The sequence below is a fragment of the Stenotrophomonas sp. 59 genome, from assembly GCF_030291095.1.
Classification (GTDB): domain Bacteria; phylum Pseudomonadota; class Gammaproteobacteria; order Xanthomonadales; family Xanthomonadaceae; genus Stenotrophomonas; species Stenotrophomonas maltophilia_Q.
Map to the genome: position 1 here is coordinate 2,843,647 of NZ_CP127408.1, position 21,961 is coordinate 2,865,607.

Genomic DNA, 21,961 nt, shown 5'->3' on the forward strand with positions numbered 1-21,961 from the left:
GTCTTTTCCTTCAAAGTAGTGGCGGTCGGATCGGGAGGGGAACACGCCCGAGGCCCGCCCGCCCTGTATCCCGGCCGGACAGACCGACCCGGTGGGGAAACGCATTTTCGGTATCCGTCTTCAATCCACCCCGGACGATGATCAGATCGAACGTCTCGGGGCCGGAGGCGAACTGCAGCTTACCGCCTCGATGACCCGGGGAGGTGCCATTGACACTGAAATCCGTCGCCGGCCCAGACCTGAGAATCAAGCGGGGCCGGCCGTTGGCGGCTTCGCGCCTCAGTATGCGATGGAGCAGGATCAGCAGGAACCTGTTCAGCGCGTATGCCTTGCTGAAGTGCCCCGAATGGGTGACCAGCATCACCTCGTCAACATCCTTGCGCAGCATCTTCAGTACGGCCTTGCTCACAGCCGAACCGACCTTCCTTGAATTCAGAAGCTTCCTGGCGACAAGGGCAAAGCGCCTGTCCAGACGTTTGTAGATCGTTGGCGAGGAACTCCAGGTGGCTGCCATCGTCGCGTGCATGTCCGCCGTTGCCAGCTCGCGCAGCGCCTGGCTGATCTCGACGGACCCGGCCACCTTCGACGCCGCAATGATACGGTTCCAAGCATCAAGCGGATGAGCAACCTTCAACAGGCAGCGTAGTGCATCCTGCAGAGCACCGTCGCCGGAACCCAGGATGGCCACACGTGGACGCCAATGCTTGTCCCCCGGGGGAGGCTTGAACCCCAGACGAGGCTTCATGACCTCGTCGCAGTCCCAGAATCCCGTGTTCGAGTAGGCCGATGGGCACTCCAGGCCCTCGGCATACTGGTTCTTCTCTTTCGCGTAGCCCATGGCGTAAATCACGAAGCGGAAGTGGTGCGCCTCGGTGTTCGATGCGGCGGTGATGTACAGGGCAGGCAACGGGCGCGCTTTCAGTGGAATCGCATGAACACTCGCCGGCCCGATTGTCATCTGCTTCAAACGTTCCTTGGACCGCTGCTCAAGCGTTGCTCCCCTGATGAAACAGGAATCACTCCGGATGTGAGATTGCGAACCCCAGTTCGCCGCATGCTGGATCCAGCCAGCCACCTCGGTTGCGTAGGCAGCATCGAGCACGCCACCCACCACTGCCGCCGGCAACGGCTTAGTCATATGAAGCTGCAGCCCCACACTCGCAGCGCCAAACGCAGCTGACCGCAGCGGGTAACGGTGGTCGGCATGATTGCTGTGCGGCCATTCGTACATGGCCGCACTGACATATCTGGCGGCGGGTGAACGCAGTACTCCGCCCACGCCAGCCTGTGAGTCGGTGTCCATGAGAACGAAGCGCAACTCGAGCCGTTCGGCCTCAAGCGCCGCGGCCAGGCCCGCTGCCCCGGCACCGCAGATGAGCAGGTCGAAGGATGGTCCGGGATCTGTCTTCACTGCGTCGGCGCCGACTGCACCCAGCGCGTGAAGTTGCTGGATCAGCATCTGTGCCCTCACGATCTGGTCGCGGATGCTGATGTTGGAGAACCGATAGCTCAGGTCGAACTGTCGCGGCGCGATCTTCAGCGCAAGCAGGGTCAGCACATCCAGTTCGTTGTCAGGTGCGGAAACGGGGATGATGGCGCTCATCACAGGTTCTCCAGGATATCGGCCAGCAACTGCGGATCGGCTGAAAACAGAACCGGGTGACCAAGCACTTCCATCACGCCGCCACGCCCCGGCCCTGGTCCATCGCGATCATCAGGGCCATCTGGTCCTTCACCGTCTCCCCCGCCTCCGGAACCGCCACCGGAATCTCCGCGGTCGCGCCGGCCATCTGCGTTGGTACGCGGAGGATCGTAAGAATAGGGCGACAAGGCGCCGCCCTCCCGATCGTCGGCATCGTCCCAATAGGCGCGCCTCGCCGCAGGGCCATCGAGCGGAGGAATGCGCCCTTCTTCATCCAAGATTGGATTCAATTCGCCGTTCACCCAGTCGTACAGGGTCAACCTACGCGGCTCGCGAATATCATAGAGAGTGGACGTGCTGTTGCCCAAAAGCGCGCGCACGCTGCGGCCAAGTACCTGCCGCCGCCCGCTGAAGAGCTCGGTCACGCCGTTGAAGCCCACATGGACCAGGACCATCCGCGTTTCGTCCGGCGCACCGCCAGACGTCCGTTGACCGCGTATCGAGCCGAGCACCCGCCGCAACAGATGATCCTCGCCATCCAGCACCACCCGCACACTGCAGCGCACCCGTCTCCCGGTTCCGGGTTCCGAATAGTCGAGGTACCCGCCCGGTCTTACGCCGTAGAGCCTCGACAAGTAGACACGCGCAAGCTCTCGAAACTCCCCTGGTGAGAACCGGCTTGAAAGGTGCCATCGGTCCGGGAACTGGCGCCCCCGCACACCCAGCAGGTGCATCAGGTCTTCCACAAACGGATTTTCGTTTGGATCAAAACGGTACATTGCCAGTGCCCTCACGCGTTCCTGCGATCATGGTTTCACTCCTGTGGAACAGCTCAGCGTGCCGCCGTACGCGCCGCCACGCCGGTCACCTTCGCTGGCATCCACATCCCCGGCGTCCAGCCACTGGCGGCCAGGATCGTCTTCGGATTGTCCTGCTGGATCAGCGCACGCACCGCGTCACGTTTGTCCTTGGCCTGCAGGTAATAGGCCTTGGCAATGCGGTAGCCCACCCAGTACCCCAGGTCGTAGGGGTCCTGCGAGCCCGGCTTGTAGTTGTACAACCACGGTGACAGGTCGGTGCTGTCCAGATCCAGCGCGAACGCACTTTCGATATGCACTTCCCGGCCGCGTGTCCACGCCGCATGGCGTCCATTTCCGACGTTGCCGGAAATCAGTTCGGTGATGAATTCGGCGATGCCTTCGCCCAACGACACGCGCAGCACTGTCGCGCGCGGGTCACCCGGCTCGAAGTCGGTCAGGCCGGTCTGCTGGATGTGCACGTATTCGTGTGCGATCACATGCACGAAGCGATCCTGCACATTGGCATTCATGAAGTCGGCCGCGCACAACGCTTCCAGGCCGATGATCACCCCGCTCTTCGAAGTCAGCCCCACTGGGCGGCCGCGGCCCACCGCGATGGTCACCGGCGGGAACCGGGTCTGCGGGTAGATCGCCTGCAGGTTGGCGAACACCTGTACCAGCCGTTGCTTCACCGCCGGCAGCTCGGCCAGGCAGTTCCGGCCCTGCGCGTACAGCTCCGGCTGGCTGGCGATGGACTCGGCAATGCGCTCCGCGGTGACCCGGCGCGCCTTGGCCAGCTCCCCCAGACCAGCCGTGCCTTCGGCCATGTATCCACGCAACTGCGCAACACTGGGTTTGCCGCCGGCGCTGTCGTAAAGCGCATAGAAACGACTGACATCCTCGGTGAGGATCTGCGGCCCTGCCGGTACCGCTGCGGTGGCCACGCCTACCGCCCCGGCACAGGCCAGGGCCAACAGGCCGCGCAGGATCATGAACATCGCTCCGTCCTTGGTGGAGTGCATGCGAAGCGCGCAATCTATCACTCCGCCCGGCCCACTGCAGCAGGCGGATGCGGGCGCCCCGGCGCTGTGCCAGACTCGCTTCGGCACCTGCCATGGAAGATGGAGCACCGCACGATGATGATCGTTCCCGCGTACTGGGCCGAAGCCCGCCTGCAGGCCCGTTTCCGCGGCCGGCCGGTGGTCGTGCGCCGCTTCGGCTGGTCAGACGAAGGCCCTGCCGAGGCCCAGGGTCACGCCGACCGCCGTGCCAACGAAGCACTCAACGCCATTCTTGCCGGGCAGGCGCTGCCGCGCCGCGAAGTACGCAGCAATTACGGCGTGGAAGGTGTACCGATCCGCGAGCAGATCGTGCAGCGCGACGGCGATGTCATCATCACCCGCAACAGCTACGGTGCGCTGTGCCTGAACACACCGGACGTGCTGTTCGCCGACATCGACCATGCGCAGCCACCGGCAGGTTGCGTGATGCCTGCAATCATCGCGGCAGTGCTGCTGTTCGCCGGCGCCATCATCGGCACCCTGCTCTGGCACTGGCTGGTGGGACTGGTACTGGGGGTGGCAGCGGTACTGCTGGTCAACACCGCGATGCTGATGCAGCGCAAGCGGCGCCTGGCCGCGGCCGGTGGCGCCGAAGGCGTGGCCCTGCAGCGGGTTGCGGCCTTCAGCGAACAGCATCCGGACTGGCATCTGCGCGCCTACCGCACGCCGGCCGGACTGCGCGTGCTGGCCATGCATGCCACGTTCCCGCCCGAGGACGAGCAGCTGCAGGCGTTCTTCAAGGCACTGGGCACCGACGCCCTGTACGCGCGCATGTGCCGGTTGCAGCACTGCTTCCGTGCGCGGCTGACACCGAAGCCGTGGCGTGTCGGCCTGAGGTACCGCATCCGTCCGCCGGTGGCGGCGTGGTCAGCCGAGCAGGCCAACAACCCGGATCGCCTGGCCTGGATTGCCGAGTACGAAAAGAAGAGTGCCGGCTTCGCCGCGTGCGCCTACCTGCGCAGTTTCGGTGATACCACGCGCATCCATGCCAAGGCCGAGCACGTGCGCGAACTGCACGACCGGCTGGCGCACGCGCAGGACCGCCTGCCGCTGGCGTGAGGGAGGATGCTTGGGTCAGTCATCTCCCGCGAGGAACCAGACAGGCTTCAGCGGGAGACGCCGACGCGCTTCATCATCGAGCTGCTGGTAGTGCTTGGTCCAAAGCTCGACCAACGCATTCCCACCGATCAGCGTCACCCGGCGGTGGCTCTGCCGTGCCTCCAGATCAGCGTCCCGGGTGAACCCAGAGAGCGCGACAAACAGACCTACGTCCCCCTCCCCCAATACGGCCATGAAACTGCGAACTCCCATTACATCGATTCTTGGCGAGTTGGCATTTCGCTTGACCTGCACCTTGATCCTTGGAGGACGGGTTCCCAAGGGATCATTGAACGCGATGATATCCACTCCGCCATCCTTGCCCGGCGGGGCGACCCACCCCACGTGGTAGCCCATGGCACGCAACAGACAGGCAACCAACTCCTGGAACTCATAGGGCGGCATGCCCGCCAGATGCAGGGAAATTTCACTCCAGGCTTGTTCCTCAGCCTGCTCAAGCGTAAGTCCCGCGGCGTTCTCGACAATTGCATCGTCAAGCGCATCAGCAGCCGCAGTGCTCTGGGCATGCTTCCACTGTCGATAGAGAAGCACGGCTTGTCCATAGAATTCAGCAGGATCCTGGTGCTTCTGCAACGCTGCGATTCCTTCCGCAGTGACCGTCCAGGTACCTTTCTCTTTCACCAGCCAGCCGGCCTTGACTGTATCAACGGTTGCAAAGCGGACGATCTTATCGAAGCGCCGCCCCCCCGAAGCGTATTCCCCTGCCTCGTACTCACTCAGCGTGAACTCGCCTTCAAGCTGATGAAGCGCTTCATTGGCCTGCATACCTTCCGGCCGCTGCAGCAGCAGCTCGAACAACCTGCGCATGAACTGCCCAGTTCGCGCCTTGGTGATTTCCGCCATGCTCAATCATCCGACTATCCATTGATAGCCAGATTATAGGCAGTTCAACTCAGTCAGCGCCCTGCACGAACGGCTGCCCTGCCAGGGTAGTGCCCAGCCGCACCGCGACCTGCTGTCCGCCCTTCTCGAAGGTCGTCGCGCACTGCTTCCCGCCTTTCTGGCACCCCACTTCCGGGAAGCCCTCCAGTGATTCCGGCGCACCCTCCACCGGCTTCACCTGCCAACCGGCCGCGTCCAGCAGGCGCTTGGCCTTGGCGTAAGGCATGCCGGCGATGATCCCCAGCTGCGCCAGTTCGGCGGGCAGCGGCTGAGCACCCGCGGTTGAGACCAGGAACAACGACAACGTTGCAGCAAGAAGGATGGCTTTCATTGCACCGACCCGGGACGGACTTACAGGTTCAGCCTAGACCATTTGCATGGCATGCGAATGTGCCGGTAACACGTCGTTACCGAGTCTCCACAGTTGATTGCAAAGCACTTGCAGTTGTTTGCAGGCGAACGGGCAGCCGAGCGAGGGCTCGGCGCTACAGCAGGATGCAGGAAGGCCACCCGGAGGTGGCCTTCCTGTTCCCTTACTTGGCGTTCTTCACATAGGTGTCGAACCAGTTCAACATCTCCGACACCAGCTGCTCGTTCGACTCCAGCGCGGTGTACCAGTGCGGCTCGTTCGGCAACATCACCAGGCGGGTGGTGCCGCCGTTGCCGCGGATCGCCTGGTACAGCTTGCGCGACTGGAACGGCTCAGTGCCTGGATTGGCGTCGTCCTCACCGTGGACCAGCAGCAGCGGCAGCTTGATCTTGTCGGCGTAGAAGAACGGCGACGCCTTCAGGTACACGTCCTGCGCCTGCCACACCGAGCGGCGTTCGTTCTGGAAGCCGAACGGGGTGAAGGTCTTGTTGTACGAGCCACTGGTTGCCACGCCGGCCTTGAACAGATTGGTGTGCGCGATCAGGTTGGCGGTCATCAGGCCGCCGTGGCTGTGGCCTGTCACGCCGATGCGGTTGCGGTCGACCACGCCCATGTCCACGGCCTTGTCCACTGCGGCCTTTGCGTCGGCTTCCAGCTGCTCCAGGTAGGTGTCATAGGCGTTCTTCGGGTCGCCCACGATCGGGAACGAGGCGTTGTCGATGATCGCGTAACCGGCCAGCAGCATCAGGCGATACGGCTGCAGGCGCGTGAAGGTCTGCTGCGAACCCGATACCTGGCCCGCCTGTGCGGCGTTGGCGAAGTCGGCCGGGTACGCATACAGGATCGCCGGCACGCGCTGGCCTTCCTTGTAGCCCGGCGGCGTGTACAGGGTGAAGGACAGATCCACGCCGTCGGCGCGCTTGTAGGTCACCAGCTGCTTCTTGATCTGGCGCACTTCCGGGGTCGGGTCGACCAGCCGGGTCAGCGCAGTCGCGGTGGAGGCGAACTGCGCCTCGCCGGTCCTGGCGTCGGCCACCGCCTCACCCTGCTGGCGGATGAAGGCGTTCGGCGGATCGATCACCGACTGGTGCCAGGTCAGGTAACGGCCCGGCGTGTTGCTGAAGCCGAGGAACTGTTCGTAGGCATCGGCGCTGCTGCGGAACAGGCGCTCGCTCTTCAGCGAGCCCAGGTCCAGGCGGTCCAGGAATGGGCGGTCGCCCTGCGGCGAAGCGCCACGGCCGCTGAGGAACACGTGGTTGCCATCGCGGCGCACCACCTGCGCACCATTGGGCAGGCGGGTGAAGACCAGGTTGCCCGGGTTGCCGTACAGCTCGTCGCTGGACATGTCCCACAGCAGGCGGCCTTCCTTCTTCGGCTGGTCGACATCGACCACGCGGGTCTGCATCCAGTGGCGGTTCTCGTCGTTCTCGAACTGGAACGCCACGGCCGGATCGGCGGTCCATGCGTAGCCTTCAAAGCGCTGCGCGGTGCGGGTGATTTCCACCGGCTTGCCGTTGAACGGCGCCTTCAGCATCAGCACGCGGTCGCGGTGCGGCACGTTGACCTTCCAGTCGCCCTTGTCCAGTGCCTCGGCATAGACCAGGGTGGCCGGATCGGTGGCACGCCAGTCGAAACCACGCGGGCCTTCCGGCACGCCGTGCACCGGCACGCGGTCGGCCAGCGGCAGGCTGGCGATCGGCGTGGACTTGCCGCTGGCGATATCCAGCACGGCCACGTCGTTGGCGAAGCGCTGGTAGGTCACCGCATGCGAATACGGTGCCTTGATCGACTCGGTCAGCACATGCACGCCATCGGGCGCGGCGCTGACGTCGTTGAACAATGCAGGCTGCCCTACCGGGCGCACGCTGCCGGCGGCGGTGTCGACCACGGCCAGCTGCGAGGCACCGTAGTAAGCGAACAGCTTCTCGTCATGCACGCTGGTCAGCGTGTCGCGCGCCTCATAGGTGCTGCTCTCGCCGCTGCTGCCCAGCGACTCCTGCGCATCCGGGCCGGTCGGCACGCCACCGTCGGACGGCGCCGGGCCCTGGTTGGCCGGCACCAGCTTCACCAGCAGCTTCTGGCTGCCGCCCAGCCACTGCACGGTGTTGCCGAAGATCGGGTTCAGCTGCACGTTCGGGATCTGCTTCACCTGCCCGGTGGCGGCGTCGCCCACCCACAGCTGCACGCTGGTATCGACCGCATTCTGGAACGCGAAATGGCTGCCATCGGCCGACCACAGCGCGCCGGTGGCGCAACCCTGCGGCAGGTTGACCTTGGTCTCCTTGGCGCTGGCGATATCGACCAGGGTGAAGTCGGCCACGCAGGCCGGAATGCCGTAGCCACCCGGGGTGTCATGGCGGCTGCGGTTCTTCGGCTCCAGGCGCACGCCGGCCAGCTTCAGGTACGGCTGGGCAACGCGGCTGATCGACGGATAGGTCTGCGCGGTGGTCAGCAGCAGGCGCTGGCCGCCCGGGGCCACGTTCGGCGCCGGCGGCGGCGGTGCCTTCAGCACCTTGAGCAGGTGTTCCGGCGGCTTCGCGTAGTCGGCAAGGGCCGGGCCAGCGGCCAGCAGGCCGACGGTGGCAACGGCAACGGCCGCCGCCAGAGAGGTTCGACGGATGAGCATCCTTATCCCCTGGGGTGTGATTGGGCGCCCGAAGACGGGCAAGGGCCCGAATCTAGCACCGCAGGGGTTGTCGTGAATGGGCCGGAAGGGCTAGTGGCCGGATGGGGCAAAGTGAGCCGCGCCAAGCGCTGCCGCTGGTGGGGCAGCACCTGCCGGGCAGGGCCCGGCGCTACTGTTGGGCGTGCAGGTCCCAGGTGGCCAGATAATCCGGGTCGATCACGATCATGCCACTGTTGCTCATCCGGTACTCGCCCGGCTGGGCCGGCAGGTACTGGTCGAGCATCGGCGGCAGGTAACGCTCGTGGCCATCATTCTCATCGGCCAGCACCACGCCTTCATCGGCGCTGATGCGCAGTACCGTTCCTGCGTACTGCTCCAGCCCCTGCACCTGGCCGTCGCCGCCGTAGCGGGTTACCCCGACAAGCACCAGCTTGCCGATCATTTCTTCGACCTTGGCGTCGTCCAGGGCCGGCAGCATTCTTTCGTATTGGTCGCTCATCGGTGCACCTCCAAAGCCTGCAGGATCATCATGGACACGCCAGCCTCCTCGCTGCGACCGCCGTCGGCGACGCAGAGAGCAATCTGGCGTGCATATGTGTGTGTTGCAGGGCCGGCACGAGAATGCCGGATCCGCGTCGGGTGAACGGTGGCAGGTACTGTGGGTGGCGGCCATCCGTGCCGGCAGAGTGGCCGTATCAGACCAGGATCAACACCACGCGTTGCATTGCATGCGGGATAAAGCGTGACAGCTGCGCAGTTGTTGCATGACGGCCTCCTGTTGAAGGTCACACGCGAGATTGAAGCTCCACGGACCTGATGCTGACATCGCGCGCGGCAGGGTCAAGTGAAGAATACGCACCCGTTCACCTTTTGTATCGTATCGGGGGCCTCGCTTGCGCTTAACCTCTGCTTCACCCCGCGCCCCCTAGGGTCAGCCTTCATCTGCAAGGAACGCACATGCCCCGGTACGCATTCATACGACCGTGCACCATCGCATTGTCTGTGGCCACGCTCTGCACCAGCGCACATGCCGCCGACCGCACGCCAACTTCTCAAGGAACCGACACCATGGCCCCCGCCGTATCCGAGACCACTTCGCCCTCCCCGCTCAATGCCGAGCAACTGTTGTCGCGCCTGCTGGACCTGATCAAGGCAACGACGTCCACGCGCGAACTGACCGTCGAGCGCTTGTCCGCCGCAATGCAGGCACCGGCGCAGACCTTCGGCCCCGGCCACTTCGGCTATGGCGGCACGCTGACGCCGGAATGGGGCTATGGTCTGGAAGTGAAGCAGGATGGTGCAGCCGGCACGCGATTGGACCTGAACTTCATCAATACCAGCAGCGACCGCAAGGCCTCGGCTGCGGCGATCTGCCACGTCGACTTCAACCACTTCGCCTCGGCACTGGATGCCGCCGGCTTCAAGCGCGAGACGGTGCGCGGCGAACACGGCCGGGTGATCTACGACCGCTTCGATCGACCGCAGCTGAGCATCAAGGTCGACACGATGCCCGAGAACCCCCACGCCCTCGGCGACGCCACGCATGCCTGCGTGCGTCTTGTCACCGTGCAGTAAGGGGAGCCATCAATGACGACCCTTTCCGCAGAGACGGAACGCCTGCTGGGCGAGTTCGCCGGCAAGACCGACGTCACCAGCGACCAGATCGACAACCTGCGCAGCGTCATCGCGGGTTCGCCCGTGCTGGCAAAGCAGGTGGACGCAGCCATCGCGGCAGGCTATCTGGAACGCTTCGAACTGTTGCCCGCCACAAGCAATGCGGGTGGCACCTACGAGACCGGCACGAAATCCATCAACCTGCCCGCCAGCAGCCTGTCGACCCCGGCGACGCCGGACAGGTTCGACGCGGCCGAGGTTGCCTTTGTGCTCGGCCACGAGATCCAGCACGGCTTCAACGATGCAGATGTCGAGCGTGCCTACGTGCAGTTCGACGCCGACGTGGAGCAGATCGCAGGCCGTACCACGAGCCATGATTACACCGAGGCGATCGGTACCCTGCTCGCGGCCAACCGCCGCGATGAGGCCTCTTCGAACATCGCAGGCTGGAATGCGCTGGTCAGCCAGGTACGCGCCAGCAACCCGGACGCTACCCTGCGCGACCTGTATGAAGCCAGCACCCGCTCAACAGACGTCATCCAGTCGCGACCCGGCCCGCCGATCACCTATGCACCGCACCCGGACCTGACCCTCAATGCGGACCTGACCATCTCCCCCACCGCAGCCAACATCGAGGGAATGGCCAGGCACTATTACGATCAGGGCGTCAGCACCGGCCTGGGCCATCATGGAAATTCGGACTACCAGAATTTCTATGGCGTCCAGGCGATCGAACTGGTCAGCGCATACGAGGCCGCGAATCCAGCGCCCGACGGTGTCAGCCGCATGGAAGTGAACATGAAGAAGCTGGGCCTGGACGAGCGCCTGCTGGAGCAGAACGGGCTCAACCTCGGCGAGGGCTCGCCCCCACGCCAGCCCTACTTCGATACCAGCACCTCGCCGTCGACGCTGCACTACTTCGACCACACCGAGGGCACACACGTCCATGTGCCCATCACCGCACAGCATGCGGTAGCGGGCGCTGGCGTGCAGATGCCGCTCATGGATGGTCGCGACCGCTCCCTGCACGAGCAGATCCGCAGCAAGGTGGCGGAGCTGGATACTGCCAATGGGCGCAGTTTCGATGCCTCCAGCGAACGCCTGAGCGCCAGCCTGCTGGTGCTGGCCCGTGAGAACGGGCTGGACCGTGTCGACCACGTGGTACTCAGCCGTCAAACCGATGCATTGGGCGCTGCGCAGAGCGTCTTTGTTGTGAAGGGGCCACTGGATGATCCCGCCTCGCTGCGCGCGTCATCACCCACCGCCGAGGCTGTGCAACGCCCCGTACAGGACAGCCTGGATACGCTTGTCATGGTCAACCAGCGGCAGGCCGACCAGGCCTCGCAGGAACAATCCCGCACGCAGGCGCAGGAACAGCAGCGTGGTGCGCTGTCGCACTGATCGCGCGCTTCCCGCATTCTGCAGGTCGCCACAGCGAGGGCGACCTGCATTTCCCGGCGCCGGGTACCATCTGGACGCTTCCGTCAGCGCTTCAACAGCGCATGTGGGGCCCAGTCGAAACCGCTGGCATGTAGCGCGAAATAGCGGGTCGGCAGATTCACGGACACTTCCGCCAGCCCCTTGATGAGGGCGTCATCGCCGATGCCATTGGCGGCCGCATCTTCGTCCGTGGTGTGCAGTTGCTCGCCCTCGCCGTAGACCAGCACGTACTCATGCTCGATCTCTCCGGCCCACATACTGCACGAATAGAACATCACCGCCTGCCCGAGCTGGGCGGCCACCGACTGCAGCCAGCGGCGGAATCCATCAGGCGGGCATTGATCTTCCATGCCCCGTTCGGCCAGATAGGCAAGCAGCCCTGCAGACACGTCCAGATCCAGCGCTGCGGCCTGTTCGGGAATCAATTCATTCCAGGAAAGGCCGCCCTTCATTCCATAGCCGCCCGGATGGCCTACGCGCCGAAGCACCAACAAGCCATCCGGGCCTGCATCGTGCATCCATTCCCGCCTGTACCAAGCATCATCCGGCACCTGGCGCACGACATGGGCCAGGTGAGCGAGCGGCGAGGCAGCCGCCCAGTCGACGGCGTGCATGGTGGCGGCAGTGAAGATCGAATGTGCGCCCCAGCTCATGCGTGGCCACCATCGTCGATCTGGGAAAGGTTGTTGCGGGTGCTTGGGGCCATACGGGGATCGTACCGGACGACAGGGCCCACGTCCGCCTGCAACGTTCCGGCACTGCCTATCGCCTGGCCACGCTAGAATGCGTCCATGCGCACCGTCCAAGCCCTCCGCTACATCACCCCCTTGCGGGAAGGTGGCTCCCTGCCCGCCGTGGTCGAGACCGACGACGACGGCATGGCCGTGCTCAAGTTCCGTGGCGCCGGCCAGGGCCCGAAGGCGCTGATCGCCGAGCTGATCGCAGGCGAAATGGCGCGCACGCTCGGCCTGCCGATTCCGGAAATCCTGTTCGTCGAACTGGACCGCGAGTTCGCCCGCACCGAGCCGGACCCGGAGATCCAGGAACTGATCCGTGCCAGCGAAGGCCTGAACCTGGGCCTGGACTACCTGCCGGGCGCAATCAACTACGACCCGGCTGCGATGCCGGTGGATGCCGACCTGGCTTCGCGCATCGTCTGGTTCGATGCGTTCACCAGCAATGTCGATCGCACCACGCGCAACCCCAACCTGATGGTGTGGCACCGCAAGCTGTACCTGATCGACCATGGCGCGGCGATGTACTTCCATCACGATTGGGCCAACGCCGGCGATGCCTGCGAGAAGCCGTTCGTGCTGATCCGCGACCATGTGCTGCTGTCGTTCGCCAACCGCATCGCCGAGGTGGATGCCGAGCTGGCCGCACGCCTGACCGATGCCGAGATCGAGCGGATCGTCGGCCTGGTGCCGGACAGCTGGCTGGTGAACGAGCCCTCGTTCGACAGCCCGCAGGCCTATCGGCAGGGCTACATCGACTATCTCAAGCACCGCCTGAAGGTGCGTGCGGTATTCGTGCAGGAGGCCATCCGTGCCCACACTGCACACGTATGACTACGCGGTCATCCGCGTGGTGCCGCGGGTGGAACGCGAAGAATTCATCAACGTCGGGGTGATCGTGTCCTGCCCCGGTGCACGGCATCTGGAAGCAGCCATCGAGATTGATCCGGCGCGCCTGCAGGCGTTCGCGCCGGCACTGGACCAGGACGCGCTGCAACCGTGGCTGGATGCGATCGTGGCGATCTGCCGCGGTGACGCCACGGCCGGACCGATCGCGCAGCTGCCCGCGCGCGCACGGTTCCACTTCCTCACCGCAAAGCGAAGCTCGATCGTGCAGATGTCGAGCACGCATGTGGGCCGCACCGCCAATCCGGCGGGTGTGGTGGAGCATCTGATGACGAAGATGGTGCGGGTACCGGCCCCGACCGGATGACGTCAGCTGGGTGATGTCGATTGGGTGATGTCGATTGGGTGATGTCGATTGGGTGGCGTCGGCTGGGTGACGTCGACTGGGTGACGTCGACTGGGTGACGTCGACTGGAAAACGTCGACTGGGTAGAGTCGACTGTTAGTCGACTGCCGTTTGCGGAAGGATCGAAGAGCCCGCGCTTCGCGCGATAGTCGACCAACAGTCGACTCTACATCCATCGCCCCCCATGCTCACTGCAACGGCAACCGCCGCGCGATGTAATTGACCACGTTGCCGATCGCATCCGGATCAACATTGGCCAGGCCAACGATCACATAACCCTGCGCGGGCATCACCACGATGGCACTGTTCGACCCCGGCGCACCGCCTTCGTGGCCGTATTGGTGTTCCCTGCCCTCGCCCTGCACCACGAAGCCAAAGCCATACCAGCGCTTGTGGTTCTGCGCCGTGATGGCCTGCTGCAGCAATGCCGGCGAGACCAGCTTTCCGCCGCGCAATGCCTCGGCGAACTTCAGCATGTCGGCGGCCGTGCTGTAGCCGCCACCGGCGGACATGCCGCGCCAGGGTAGCGACTTCGTTTCACGCACCCATTGCCCGTCCTTCTTCGTGTAGGCGACGGCACGCTGTGGCACCTTCACCGTTTCCGGTTCGAAGCCGGTGCCGGTCATGCCAGCCGGTCGCAGGATGTGCTGCTCCACATAGGCATAGTACGACTGCCCTGAAACGGCCTCGATGATGCGCCCAAGCACGATGAAGCCATAGTTCGAGTAGCTGTCCTGGCTGCCGGGCGTGAACTGCGGTGCATCCTTGGCGAAGCGCTGCACGTAGTCATCCAGCGTCTTCAGCGAGGCCGAGTACTGGTCGAAATCATCGCCGAAAAAATCGCCAAGGCCGCTGGTGTGGGTCAATAACTGGCGGACGGTCACCTCAGCGGCGACGGCCTTGTTCGGGTAGTCCGGCAGGTGCTTGCCGATCGTATCGTCCAGCCCCAGCTTGCCGGCCTGCACCAGCTGCAGGATGGCCACTGAGGTGAACATCTTGTTGGACGACGCCAGCCGGAAGCGCGTATCCGCCCGCACCGGAATACCGCTTTCGCGATCTGCCTGCCCGCCCCGCCAATCCAGCAGCACCTGGCCGTTGCACGCCACCAGCAGCGCTCCCGACAGCGCGTCCTGTGCGCGCAGCGCGTCCAGCTTCGTCCTGGCGTCAGCCATCAGGACCGGCAACGCAACACGCTCCGGCTTGTGCTTGTCCGGTACTTCGGTGCCTTCGATCTGGAACAGCTTCAGGTGTGCTGGATGGTCCGGGTCCATCTCCGCCGTCACCCACATCGCACGCTCGTTCAGCTGGCCCATCACCAGCAGCTTCGCGTGACCAGCCGTACCCTCGCGCGTTTCCAGCACGCGCAGCGGGCCGGTACTCTCGCGGAACTCGAGATAGTCCTTGGGAGCACTGCCTTTCTTCTTCGCATACTTGTCGGCGAAAGCCTGCAACGCATCGAGGCTGCCTGCGTTGAAGGCCGCAAGCCAGTCATCGATGGCGTCCTGCGCATGCGGGTGTGCAGGTTCAGAGGTGGTTGCGCCAATCGCAGGAAAAACCGGCGTGCCCATCAGAAGCGGACAGGCCAGCGCAGCGCACAGCAGCAGACGCCCAACCGCCTTCATCGCAGTTCCTTTGCACGGATCCCTGCACGCATCCTAGAGCACGCACCCGCCTACCACACCCTCGCTACGGGCTCTGCCGGAACACCTCCACCGTTACGTTGAATGCTTCGATGCGGCGCCACTCGCTGCGCTGATGCGGAAGCGATTCCACGCCCATCCCGATCTGGTACCTCACCGTGTCTGGACCTTCGCGCCAGGAATACGGCCCGCCATTGCTCCAGCCACAGCAGGTGTAACGCAGCATCGGCATTCCGAATGTCGTGTGCAGATACGCTTCGACCTGCTCGGCGCGTGCGCCGGCGACGCGGTAGTGGGCCTCCATGGGCTTGATGTAGGACGCGTCGTCCTGGCTGCAGCCCACGTACTCCAACCCAGCCGGCTTCCGCCCCATCGCCTGCAGGAAATCCTGGCAAGGGGTGTCTGGTCGCGCCAGGCCGTCGGCACGTCCCTGCAGCTCCCACTCGGCCAGCGCCTGCGCAGGGGGCTGCTCCATGATCCCGCTGCTGCCGGACAATGCCGCCAGCAGCAGGAAGCCAACGGTAAGCTCGGGCAGCAGAAGAGACATCACAGGGCGATCCTTCGCAGACGGTCGAGGAAATGCTAACCGATGCCCGCGCTATCGCCGCGCCATGCTCTGCTCGCTGAAGCGCGCCACGCAGAAATCCAGGAAGCTGCGCAGCTTGGGCGTCAGCTGGCGATCACGCGGGTACAGCAGGTTGATCCAGGTCGACACCGGCACGAATGCCGGCAGCACCTCCACCAGTTCGCCGCGCGCGAGTGCGGCGGCCAGCATCTCGTGCGGCTGCAGGATCAGCCCCAGCCCACCCACTGCGGCAGTCAACAACGGCTCGGCCTGGTTCACCATGAAACGGCTGGACACCGGCACGCTCAACACGCTGCCATCGGCATCACGGAAGCTCCAGCGGGTGCGGATGATCGAATGCGCGAAGCCCAGGCACTCGTGCCGGCTCAGGTCACTCGGGTGGGTAATCGGCGGTCGCGACGCCAGGTAGGCCGGCGATGCGCACAGCACCAGCGGATACGGCCCCAACCGCCGTGCCACCAGTCCGCTGTCGGCCAGGTCACCGGTGCGGAACACCAGGTCGTAGCCGTCTTCGACGATGTTGACCAGGCTGTTGGACAGATTCAGATCGACCTGCACGTCCGGATATTCCTGCATGTAGGCCACCACCGCCGGGCCCAGCGCATGCACGCCGAAGGTGACCGGTGCGCTGATGCGCAGGCGCCCCATCGGCCGTCCGCGCGCCACCTCGGCCAGCTGCTCGGCGCCCTCCACCTCTTCCAGGATCACCCGCGCCCGCGCCAGGAACGCCTGGCCGAAGTCGGTCAGGCTCTGCTTGCGCGTGGTGCGGTTGAGCAGGCGCACGCCCAGGTGCTGCTCCAGCGCCTGGATGTGCTTGCCAACCAGCTGTGGCGACAGGTCCAAGGCGTCGGCGGCGGCAGCGAAGGAGCCGACCTCGGCCACTTTGGCGAAGGTCCGGAGCGGAACGATAAGGTCCATTGCAAACGAATGTTTTCCAATGAAACGCCAAATTACCCCTTATTCTGGATGCAGACCACGCGCATAGTGCCCGCCACGTCCCCGCCGGCCCGAGCGCCGGCCCTTCCCTGGAGCCCCCCATGAGTCAGGTTGTCCGCATCCACGAATATGGCAACGCCGATGTGCTGCGCATCGACGAGATCGACATTCCCGCACCTGCCGCCGACGAGGTGCAGATCCGGGTCAAGGCGATCGGCCTGAACCGCGCCGAGGTGATGTTCCGCAACGGCGCGTACCTGCAGCAGGCACAGTTCCCAAGCCGCCTGGGCTACGAAGCGGCCGGCGTGGTCGCGTCGGTGGGCAGCGCGGTCGACGGATTCGCCGTCGGTGATGCGGTCAGCGTGGTGCCGCCGCTGGATATCGCCCGCTGGGGCACCTACGGCGAGCTGGCCAATGTGCCGGCGCGGCTGGTGGTCAAGCATCCGCAGGCGCTGGACTTTGAAACCGCGGCGGCCGTGTGGATGCAGTACGTCACTGCCTGGGGGGCGCTGCTGGAGCAGGCGCATCTGGCTGCCGGGGATTTCGTCATCATCACCGCCGCCAGCAGCAGCGTCGGCTTGGCCGCCATCCAGATCGCCAACGCCGTGGGCGCCACGCCGATCGCGGTCACCCGCGGCCCGGGCAAGCGCCAGGCGCTGCTCGATGCCGGCGCCGCCCATGTCATCGCCATCCAGGAACAGGATCTGGTCGCCGAAGTGGCCCGCATCACCGGCGTCGCCGGTGCCCGCGTGGTGTTCGATCCGATCGGCGGCCCGCAGTTCAACGCGTTGACCGAAGCGATGGCGCGCGGCGGCATCCTGCTGGAATACGGCGCACTGAGCAGCGAGCCGACCCCGTTCCCGTTGTTCAACGTGCTGGGCAAGTCGCTGACGCTGAAGGGCTACCTGTATTCGGAAATCGTCTCCGACGATGCCGCGTTGGCGCGTGCCAAGGCCTTCATCGTCGACGGCCTGGACAAGGGCGTGCTGGTGCCGATGATCGCAAAGGTGTTCCCGTTCGCGCAGATCCAGGACGCGCATCGTTATCTGGAATCGAACGAGCAGATCGGCAAGGTAGTGGTGACGGTGTAACCCGTCAGCAGACCGGCGAGGTAGAGTCGACTGTTAGTCGACTATCGCGCGAAGCGCGGGCTTTCCAGCGCAGGCGAGAAGAGCAGTCGACTAACAGTCGACTCTACCCAGTCGGTTCGGCCCAGTCGGCCGTAGAAGCAAGCAGTCGCGTGGAATCGCGCGAACCCGCCAGTAAACCGACGAGGTAGAGTCGACTGTTAGTCGACTATCGCGCGAAGCGCGGGCTTTCCAGCGCGGGCGAGAAGAGCCGTCGACTAACAGTCGACTCTACCCAGTCGACTCTACCCAGCCGGTTCGGCCCAGTCGGCCGTAGGAGCACGCAGTCGCGTGGAATCGCGCGAACCCGCCAGTAAACCGACGAGGTAGAGTCGACTGTTAGTCGACTATCGCGCGAAGCGCGGGCTTTCCAGCGCGGGCGAGAAGAGCAGTCGACTAACAGTCGACTCTACCCAGTCGACTCTACCCAGTCGGTTCGGCCCAGTCGGCCGTAGAAGCACGCAGTCGCGTGGAATCGCGCGAACCCGCCAGTAAACCGACGAGGTAGAGTCGACTGTCAGTCGACTATCGCGCGAAGCGCGGGCTTTCCAGCGCGGGCGAGAAGAGCAGTCGACTAACATTCGACTCTACCCAGTCGACTCTACCCAGCCGGTTCGGCCCAGTCGGCCGTAGAAGCACGCAGTCGCGTGGAATCGCGCGAACCCGCCAGTAGACCGACGAGGTAGAGTTGGCCGTATCAGAATTCATCCTCGTGGACCGACTCCAGCTCGCTCAGCGGCCAGCGACACCACCCGTACGGATGGTCACCGACCTGCGCGGCAAGACCCGATCGAACCGGATTTGCCAGAATGTAGCCGGCGTGCCGCTGCAGGGACGCGTCACTGCGGATCGCATGATCGTGATAACCCGCCTGCCATATTGCACCCTGGCTCCCTCGCCGCCGGTTGATCAGAAAACTGCTGCGCGCCTTGAAGCGCTGCACGCAGTAGCCCAGCGAATGGCCACGTAGTTGAGCCAGCCAGTGGATATGATCCGGCATGATGACCCAGGCAAGCGACGCAGTCAGGCCTTCCCGGTCCATCGATCCGAGGAGCTGCATGGCAAGGTCGGCATTGGCAGGGCAATCGAAGACGCGATGGCGGTTCCGGCACACCATGGTGATGGTGTAGACGTTGCCGACGATGGATCGCCGGCCGGCAAGCAGTTGAGGGCTGGGCATGAGTTCGAGAATGCTCGCCAGGATGGATTCCCGACATCGGTTCACTACCAATGTCAGGATCAGAGATCATCTCGATACAGCGTCCGGGGACGTGGAGTCGCACGGGTAGCGTCGACTGCTGGTCGACTGTCGCGCGAAGTGCGGGCTTTCCAGCGCAATCGCGAAGAGCAGTCGACTAACAGTCGACTCTACCCAGTCGGCTCAACCCGGTCGGCTCTACTCTTCAGGCTCTATCTGGGCAGCGCAAACGCCATCACGTAATCACCCTTCGGGGTTTCCATGAAATGATGGCCGCCGGCCATGATCACCACGTACTGGCGGCCACCCTGTTCGTACACCATGGGGTTGGCCTGCCCGCCCGCCGGCAGCTTGGCGTGCCACAGCTCCTTGCCGGTTTTCAGATCAATCGCGCGTAGCAGATCATCGGTGGCGGCGGCGATGAAGATCAGACCGCTGGCAGTCACCACCGAACCGCCATTGTTCGGTGTGCCGATCTCGATCGGCAGGCCTGAGCGGATGCCGAACGGTCCGTTGCCGCGTGCACTGCCAAACGGACGATCCCACAGCAGCTTGCCGGTGCGCAGATCGATGGCGCGGATGCCGCCGTAGGGCGGTTGCTTGCACAGCAGGCCGGTGAACGGCAGCCGCCAGCCGGCATTGACCTGGATGCCATACGGCGTGCCCACCTGCGGATCACCTGCACCCTCGCCACCGCCCTTGTCCGCGCGGATCTTCTCGCGCGGCAGCCAGCCCAACCGGTCGGCTTCGGCACGCGGCACCAGCCGGTTGTAGTTGGGCATGTCGTTGTAGTTGGCCACGATCACGCCACGGCGCGTATCGATGGAGACGCTGCCCCAGTCCGAACCGCCGTTGTAGCCGGGATACTCGATGGAGTGGCGGTCACTGCTCGGCGGCGTGTAGAAGCCTTCGTAGTAGGCCTTGCGGAACTGGATGCGGCAGACCAGCTGGTCGATCGGGGTGAGCCCCCACATGTCGCGCTCGGTCAGGTCATGCTCGCGGCGCAGCGTGTGGTACAGCGAGAACAGCTGCGTAGGTGAGCGCTGCTCGGGCTCGACACCGCCCACAGGCACCTTGCGCTCTTCCGCTGCACTCAGCAGCTGGCCGTTGCGGCGGTCGAGGATGTAGAGGTCGCCCTGCTTGGTCGGCAGCAGGATCGCCGGTACCTTGCCCGCCGCGGTCGGGTAGTCGATCAGGCTGGCCTGTGAACCCAGGTCGTAATCCCACACATCCTTGCGCACGGCCTGGAAGTGCCAGGCCGGTTTGCCGGTGGCCACGTCGATCGCCACCAGCGAGGTCGAATAGCGGTTCTGGTTTTCCGTGCGCGAGCCGCTCCAGTAATCGCCGGCGGAATTGCCCAGCGGCAGGTAGACCAGGCCCAGCGCTTCATCGCCGGTGGCAGTGGTCCACATGTTCGGCGTGCCGCGCGTGTAGGTCAGTTCGCGCGGAGGCAGCCCACTGCGCTCGGGCTGGTCCATGTCCCAGGCCCAACGCAGCTTGCCGGTGACCGCGTCGTAAGCCTGGATCACCCCCGACGGCGCATCGCGGCGCTGGCCATCCAGCACCTGGTGGCCGGTGACGATCACACCGCGCACGATCGCCGGCGGCGAGGTGATCGACACATAGCCCGGCGGCACCTCGCCCATGCCCAGGGTGATGTCGACCTGGCCGTTGTTGCCGAAGTTGGCGCAGGGGCGTCCGCTGTCCGCATCCACCGCGATGATGCGGCCATCCAGCGTGCCTTCGATGATGCGCGCCCAACAGGCCGGCCGGCTGCCCGGCGCGGCGCTGCGGGTGACCGTGGGCGGCGGCTCGGGCAGCGCCAGATCGGCAGCAACATCGGCCAGCACCGCATCGGCCACGGTCGGCGCGCTCGATTGTTCGTAGTAGCTCACGCCACGACAGGCAGCGGTATAGGGAATCGAAGCGTCCTTCACCTTCGGATCAAACCGCCACAGCTCCCTGCCGCTGCTGGCGTCCAGTGCGATCAAGCGGTTGCGCGCGGTGCACAGGTACAGACGGTCGCCGATCTTCAGCGGCGTGGTTTCCGCGCCCCAGCGCTTCTTCGGCAGGTCGCCAGTGCGGAACTGCCAGGCCAGCTGCAGCGTGGCAACGTTGGCCGGCGTGATCTGCTGCAGCGGCGAATAACGGGTGGCGGCATTGCTGCGGCCCCACGCAGGCCAGTCACCGTCGGCAGGCTGGTCGGCGGGCTGCAGACCGGTGGTATCACGCGTGGGTTCCAGTCCGGCGCTAGCCGCGCCTTCCGGGAACGGCTGGTGCCCGTCCACTTCGCCATGCGGCGCAAAGGCGAGGCCGAACGCGGCGACGAACACCAGCATCAGCAGGCCAGCCACGCTGCGCGAGAGGCGTTTGGACACTGGTTCACGCAGGGTCGGTGCCAACAGCGCCATCACGATGCCGAGGGCCGTAACCAGACCCAGGCGCGGCACCCAACGCCAGTAGTCGCTGCCCGATTCCCACCAGGTCCACAGCAGCGTGCCGATGAACACCAGCGCGTACAGCAGCGCGCCACTGCGGCGGTTGCCGAACAGCAGGATGCCGCTGGCCAGCAGGCCGAATCCTGCGATGGCGTAGTACGCCGACCCCCCAAGGCTGAGCAGCCATGCGCCGAGCCCGCCGATGACCAGGCCGAGCACGACCAGCAACAGCGACAGCACGGTCACCAGCGGATGGCGCGGGGTGCGGACAGGAGCAGGATCGGACTGCGGCGTGGCGGACATCGTCGATCTCCGGGGGCAGCATGCGCCCTTATCCCACCGCACATGTGAAGCGCGCGCGTATTTTCCGGGTGGAATTGACGGGGCGATCGTCGACTGGGGAATTGTCGACTGGGGAATTGTCGACTGGGTAGAGTCGACTGTTAGTCGACTATCGCGCGCAGCGCGGGCTTTTCATCGCCATGTGCAGAGCAGT

The 21,961-nt window shown here is 64.9% G+C and carries 19 protein-coding genes; 6 read left to right on the top strand and 13 right to left on the bottom strand.

The genetic code is table 11. The annotated features are described in order from the left end of the window. Positions 1-10: 10 nt before the first annotated feature. From QP552_RS13280 to QP552_RS13290, 3 genes are read right to left on the bottom strand one after another with little or no spacing between them, the layout of a single operon-like run. Complete coding sequence (locus tag QP552_RS13280) at positions 11-1,603, bottom strand: FAD-binding protein (RefSeq protein WP_286073845.1); 1,593 nt, start codon at positions 1,601-1,603, stop codon at positions 11-13. Further along, positions 1,603-2,421 (bottom strand): hypothetical protein, encoded by an 819-nt coding sequence (locus QP552_RS13285; RefSeq protein ID WP_286073846.1) that lies wholly within the window; start codon positions 2,419-2,421, stop codon positions 1,603-1,605. Before QP552_RS13285 ends, QP552_RS13280 begins: the two co-directional genes overlap by 1 nt. A 53-nt stretch (positions 2,422-2,474) precedes the next feature. After that, complete coding sequence (locus QP552_RS13290) at positions 2,475-3,440, bottom strand: DUF2268 domain-containing putative Zn-dependent protease (protein WP_286073847.1); 966 nt, start codon at positions 3,438-3,440, stop codon at positions 2,475-2,477. A gap of 138 nt (positions 3,441-3,578) precedes the next feature. Between QP552_RS13290 and QP552_RS13295 the strand changes: the two genes are divergently transcribed. After that, positions 3,579-4,562, top strand: a complete 984-nt coding sequence (locus tag QP552_RS13295) for a hypothetical protein (RefSeq protein ID WP_286073848.1) — start codon at positions 3,579-3,581, stop codon at positions 4,560-4,562. 15 nt (positions 4,563-4,577) lie between these two features. Here QP552_RS13295 and QP552_RS13300 read toward each other — a convergent pair whose 3' ends face one another. The 4 genes from QP552_RS13300 to QP552_RS13315 all read right to left on the bottom strand — a co-directional run bounded on the left by QP552_RS13300 (position 4,578) and on the right by QP552_RS13315 (position 8,999). Then, entirely contained in the window at positions 4,578-5,465 is an 888-nt protein-coding gene (locus tag QP552_RS13300; RefSeq protein ID WP_286073849.1) for a restriction endonuclease, read from the bottom strand. A gap of 49 nt (positions 5,466-5,514) precedes the next feature. Next, entirely contained in the window at positions 5,515-5,835 is a 321-nt protein-coding gene (locus QP552_RS13305) for a hypothetical protein (protein WP_106549037.1), read from the bottom strand. Between the two features lie 202 nt (positions 5,836-6,037). Then, positions 6,038-8,500, bottom strand: a complete 2,463-nt coding sequence (locus tag QP552_RS13310) for a prolyl oligopeptidase family serine peptidase (RefSeq protein ID WP_286073850.1) — start codon at positions 8,498-8,500, stop codon at positions 6,038-6,040. A 169-nt stretch (positions 8,501-8,669) separates the two neighbouring features. Continuing rightward, positions 8,670-8,999 (bottom strand): hypothetical protein, encoded by a 330-nt coding sequence (locus QP552_RS13315; protein WP_049430086.1) that lies wholly within the window; start codon positions 8,997-8,999, stop codon positions 8,670-8,672. 569 nt (positions 9,000-9,568) lie between these two features. Here QP552_RS13315 and QP552_RS13320 point away from each other — a divergent pair. Next, the gene (locus QP552_RS13320; RefSeq protein ID WP_258394049.1) at positions 9,569-10,075 is read left to right on the top strand and encodes a hypothetical protein; all 507 of its coding nucleotides are present in this window, start codon (positions 9,569-9,571) and stop codon (positions 10,073-10,075) included. A gap of 12 nt (positions 10,076-10,087) precedes the next feature. After that, positions 10,088-11,515: an XVIPCD domain-containing protein gene (locus QP552_RS13325; RefSeq protein WP_286073851.1), complete on the top strand. Its 1,428-nt coding sequence runs from the start codon at positions 10,088-10,090 to the stop codon at positions 11,513-11,515. Positions 11,516-11,598: 83 nt separating this feature from the next. Here the strand turns inward: QP552_RS13325 and QP552_RS13330 are convergent, their stop codons facing one another. Further along, positions 11,599-12,207 carry a hypothetical protein gene (locus QP552_RS13330; protein ID WP_111113381.1) on the bottom strand — a complete coding sequence of 203 codons (609 nt, stop codon included), beginning with the start codon at positions 12,205-12,207 and terminating at the stop codon, positions 11,599-11,601. Positions 12,208-12,345: 138 nt separating this feature from the next. On the opposite strand from QP552_RS13330, the gene QP552_RS13335 reads away from it, so the two are divergent. Together QP552_RS13335 and QP552_RS13340 are read left to right on the top strand one after the other, a co-directional pair. After that, positions 12,346-13,122: a HipA family kinase gene (locus tag QP552_RS13335; protein ID WP_286073852.1), complete on the top strand. Its 777-nt coding sequence runs from the start codon at positions 12,346-12,348 to the stop codon at positions 13,120-13,122. After that, positions 13,100-13,501: a DUF3037 domain-containing protein gene (locus QP552_RS13340; protein WP_286073853.1), complete on the top strand. Its 402-nt coding sequence runs from the start codon at positions 13,100-13,102 to the stop codon at positions 13,499-13,501. The genes QP552_RS13335 and QP552_RS13340 overlap by 23 nt, the downstream gene beginning before the upstream one ends. Positions 13,502-13,728: 227 nt before the next feature. On the opposite strand, the gene QP552_RS13345 is transcribed toward QP552_RS13340, so the two are convergent. The 3 genes from QP552_RS13345 to QP552_RS13355 form a co-directional block, all read right to left on the bottom strand. Further along, a complete protein-coding gene (locus QP552_RS13345) occupies positions 13,729-15,162 on the bottom strand; it encodes a serine hydrolase domain-containing protein (RefSeq protein WP_286073854.1) in 1,434 nt (477 codons plus the stop codon). 64 nt (positions 15,163-15,226) lie between these two features. Further along, entirely contained in the window at positions 15,227-15,727 is a 501-nt protein-coding gene (locus QP552_RS13350) for a DUF4952 domain-containing protein (RefSeq protein WP_111113378.1), read from the bottom strand. A gap of 51 nt (positions 15,728-15,778) precedes the next feature. Further along, positions 15,779-16,684 carry a LysR substrate-binding domain-containing protein gene (locus QP552_RS13355; RefSeq protein ID WP_111113377.1) on the bottom strand — a complete coding sequence of 302 codons (906 nt, stop codon included), beginning with the start codon at positions 16,682-16,684 and terminating at the stop codon, positions 15,779-15,781. A 119-nt stretch (positions 16,685-16,803) separates the two neighbouring features. Here QP552_RS13355 and QP552_RS13360 point away from each other — a divergent pair, with 119 nt between their 5' ends. Continuing rightward, on the top strand, positions 16,804-17,793 hold the full coding sequence (locus QP552_RS13360; protein ID WP_286073855.1) for a zinc-dependent alcohol dehydrogenase family protein: 990 nt from the start codon (positions 16,804-16,806) through the stop codon (positions 17,791-17,793). 733 nt (positions 17,794-18,526) lie between these two features. Here QP552_RS13360 and QP552_RS13365 read toward each other — a convergent pair. Beyond that, positions 18,527-19,009 carry a transposase gene (locus tag QP552_RS13365; RefSeq protein ID WP_181358192.1) on the bottom strand — a complete coding sequence of 161 codons (483 nt, stop codon included), beginning with the start codon at positions 19,007-19,009 and terminating at the stop codon, positions 18,527-18,529. Positions 19,010-19,239: 230 nt separating this feature from the next. Next, complete coding sequence (locus tag QP552_RS13370) at positions 19,240-21,768, bottom strand: membrane-bound PQQ-dependent dehydrogenase, glucose/quinate/shikimate family (protein WP_111113375.1); 2,529 nt, start codon at positions 21,766-21,768, stop codon at positions 19,240-19,242. Positions 21,769-21,961: the final 193 nt, after the last annotated feature.

Coding starts and splice junctions, on each gene's coding strand:
- QP552_RS13280 (WP_286073845.1), bottom strand. CDS start 1,603: ATGAGCGCCATCATCCCCGTTTCCGCACCTGACAACGAACTGGATGTG.
- QP552_RS13285 (WP_286073846.1), bottom strand. CDS start 2,421: ATGTACCGTTTTGATCCAAACGAAAATCCGTTTGTGGAAGACCTGATG.
- QP552_RS13290 (WP_286073847.1), bottom strand. CDS start 3,440: ATGTTCATGATCCTGCGCGGCCTGTTGGCCCTGGCCTGTGCCGGGGCG.
- QP552_RS13295 (WP_286073848.1), top strand. CDS start 3,579: ATGATGATCGTTCCCGCGTACTGGGCCGAAGCCCGCCTGCAGGCCCGT.
- QP552_RS13300 (WP_286073849.1), bottom strand. CDS start 5,465: ATGGCGGAAATCACCAAGGCGCGAACTGGGCAGTTCATGCGCAGGTTG.
- QP552_RS13305 (WP_106549037.1), bottom strand. CDS start 5,835: ATGAAAGCCATCCTTCTTGCTGCAACGTTGTCGTTGTTCCTGGTCTCA.
- QP552_RS13310 (WP_286073850.1), bottom strand. CDS start 8,500: ATGCTCATCCGTCGAACCTCTCTGGCGGCGGCCGTTGCCGTTGCCACC.
- QP552_RS13315 (WP_049430086.1), bottom strand. CDS start 8,999: ATGAGCGACCAATACGAAAGAATGCTGCCGGCCCTGGACGACGCCAAG.
- QP552_RS13320 (WP_258394049.1), top strand. CDS start 9,569: ATGGCCCCCGCCGTATCCGAGACCACTTCGCCCTCCCCGCTCAATGCC.
- QP552_RS13325 (WP_286073851.1), top strand. CDS start 10,088: ATGACGACCCTTTCCGCAGAGACGGAACGCCTGCTGGGCGAGTTCGCC.
- QP552_RS13330 (WP_111113381.1), bottom strand. CDS start 12,207: ATGAGCTGGGGCGCACATTCGATCTTCACTGCCGCCACCATGCACGCC.
- QP552_RS13335 (WP_286073852.1), top strand. CDS start 12,346: ATGCGCACCGTCCAAGCCCTCCGCTACATCACCCCCTTGCGGGAAGGT.
- QP552_RS13345 (WP_286073854.1), bottom strand. CDS start 15,162: ATGAAGGCGGTTGGGCGTCTGCTGCTGTGCGCTGCGCTGGCCTGTCCG.
- QP552_RS13350 (WP_111113378.1), bottom strand. CDS start 15,727: ATGTCTCTTCTGCTGCCCGAGCTTACCGTTGGCTTCCTGCTGCTGGCG.
- QP552_RS13355 (WP_111113377.1), bottom strand. CDS start 16,684: ATGGACCTTATCGTTCCGCTCCGGACCTTCGCCAAAGTGGCCGAGGTC.
- QP552_RS13360 (WP_286073855.1), top strand. CDS start 16,804: ATGAGTCAGGTTGTCCGCATCCACGAATATGGCAACGCCGATGTGCTG.
- QP552_RS13365 (WP_181358192.1), bottom strand. CDS start 19,009: ATGCCCAGCCCTCAACTGCTTGCCGGCCGGCGATCCATCGTCGGCAAC.
- QP552_RS13370 (WP_111113375.1), bottom strand. CDS start 21,768: ATGTCCGCCACGCCGCAGTCCGATCCTGCTCCTGTCCGCACCCCGCGC.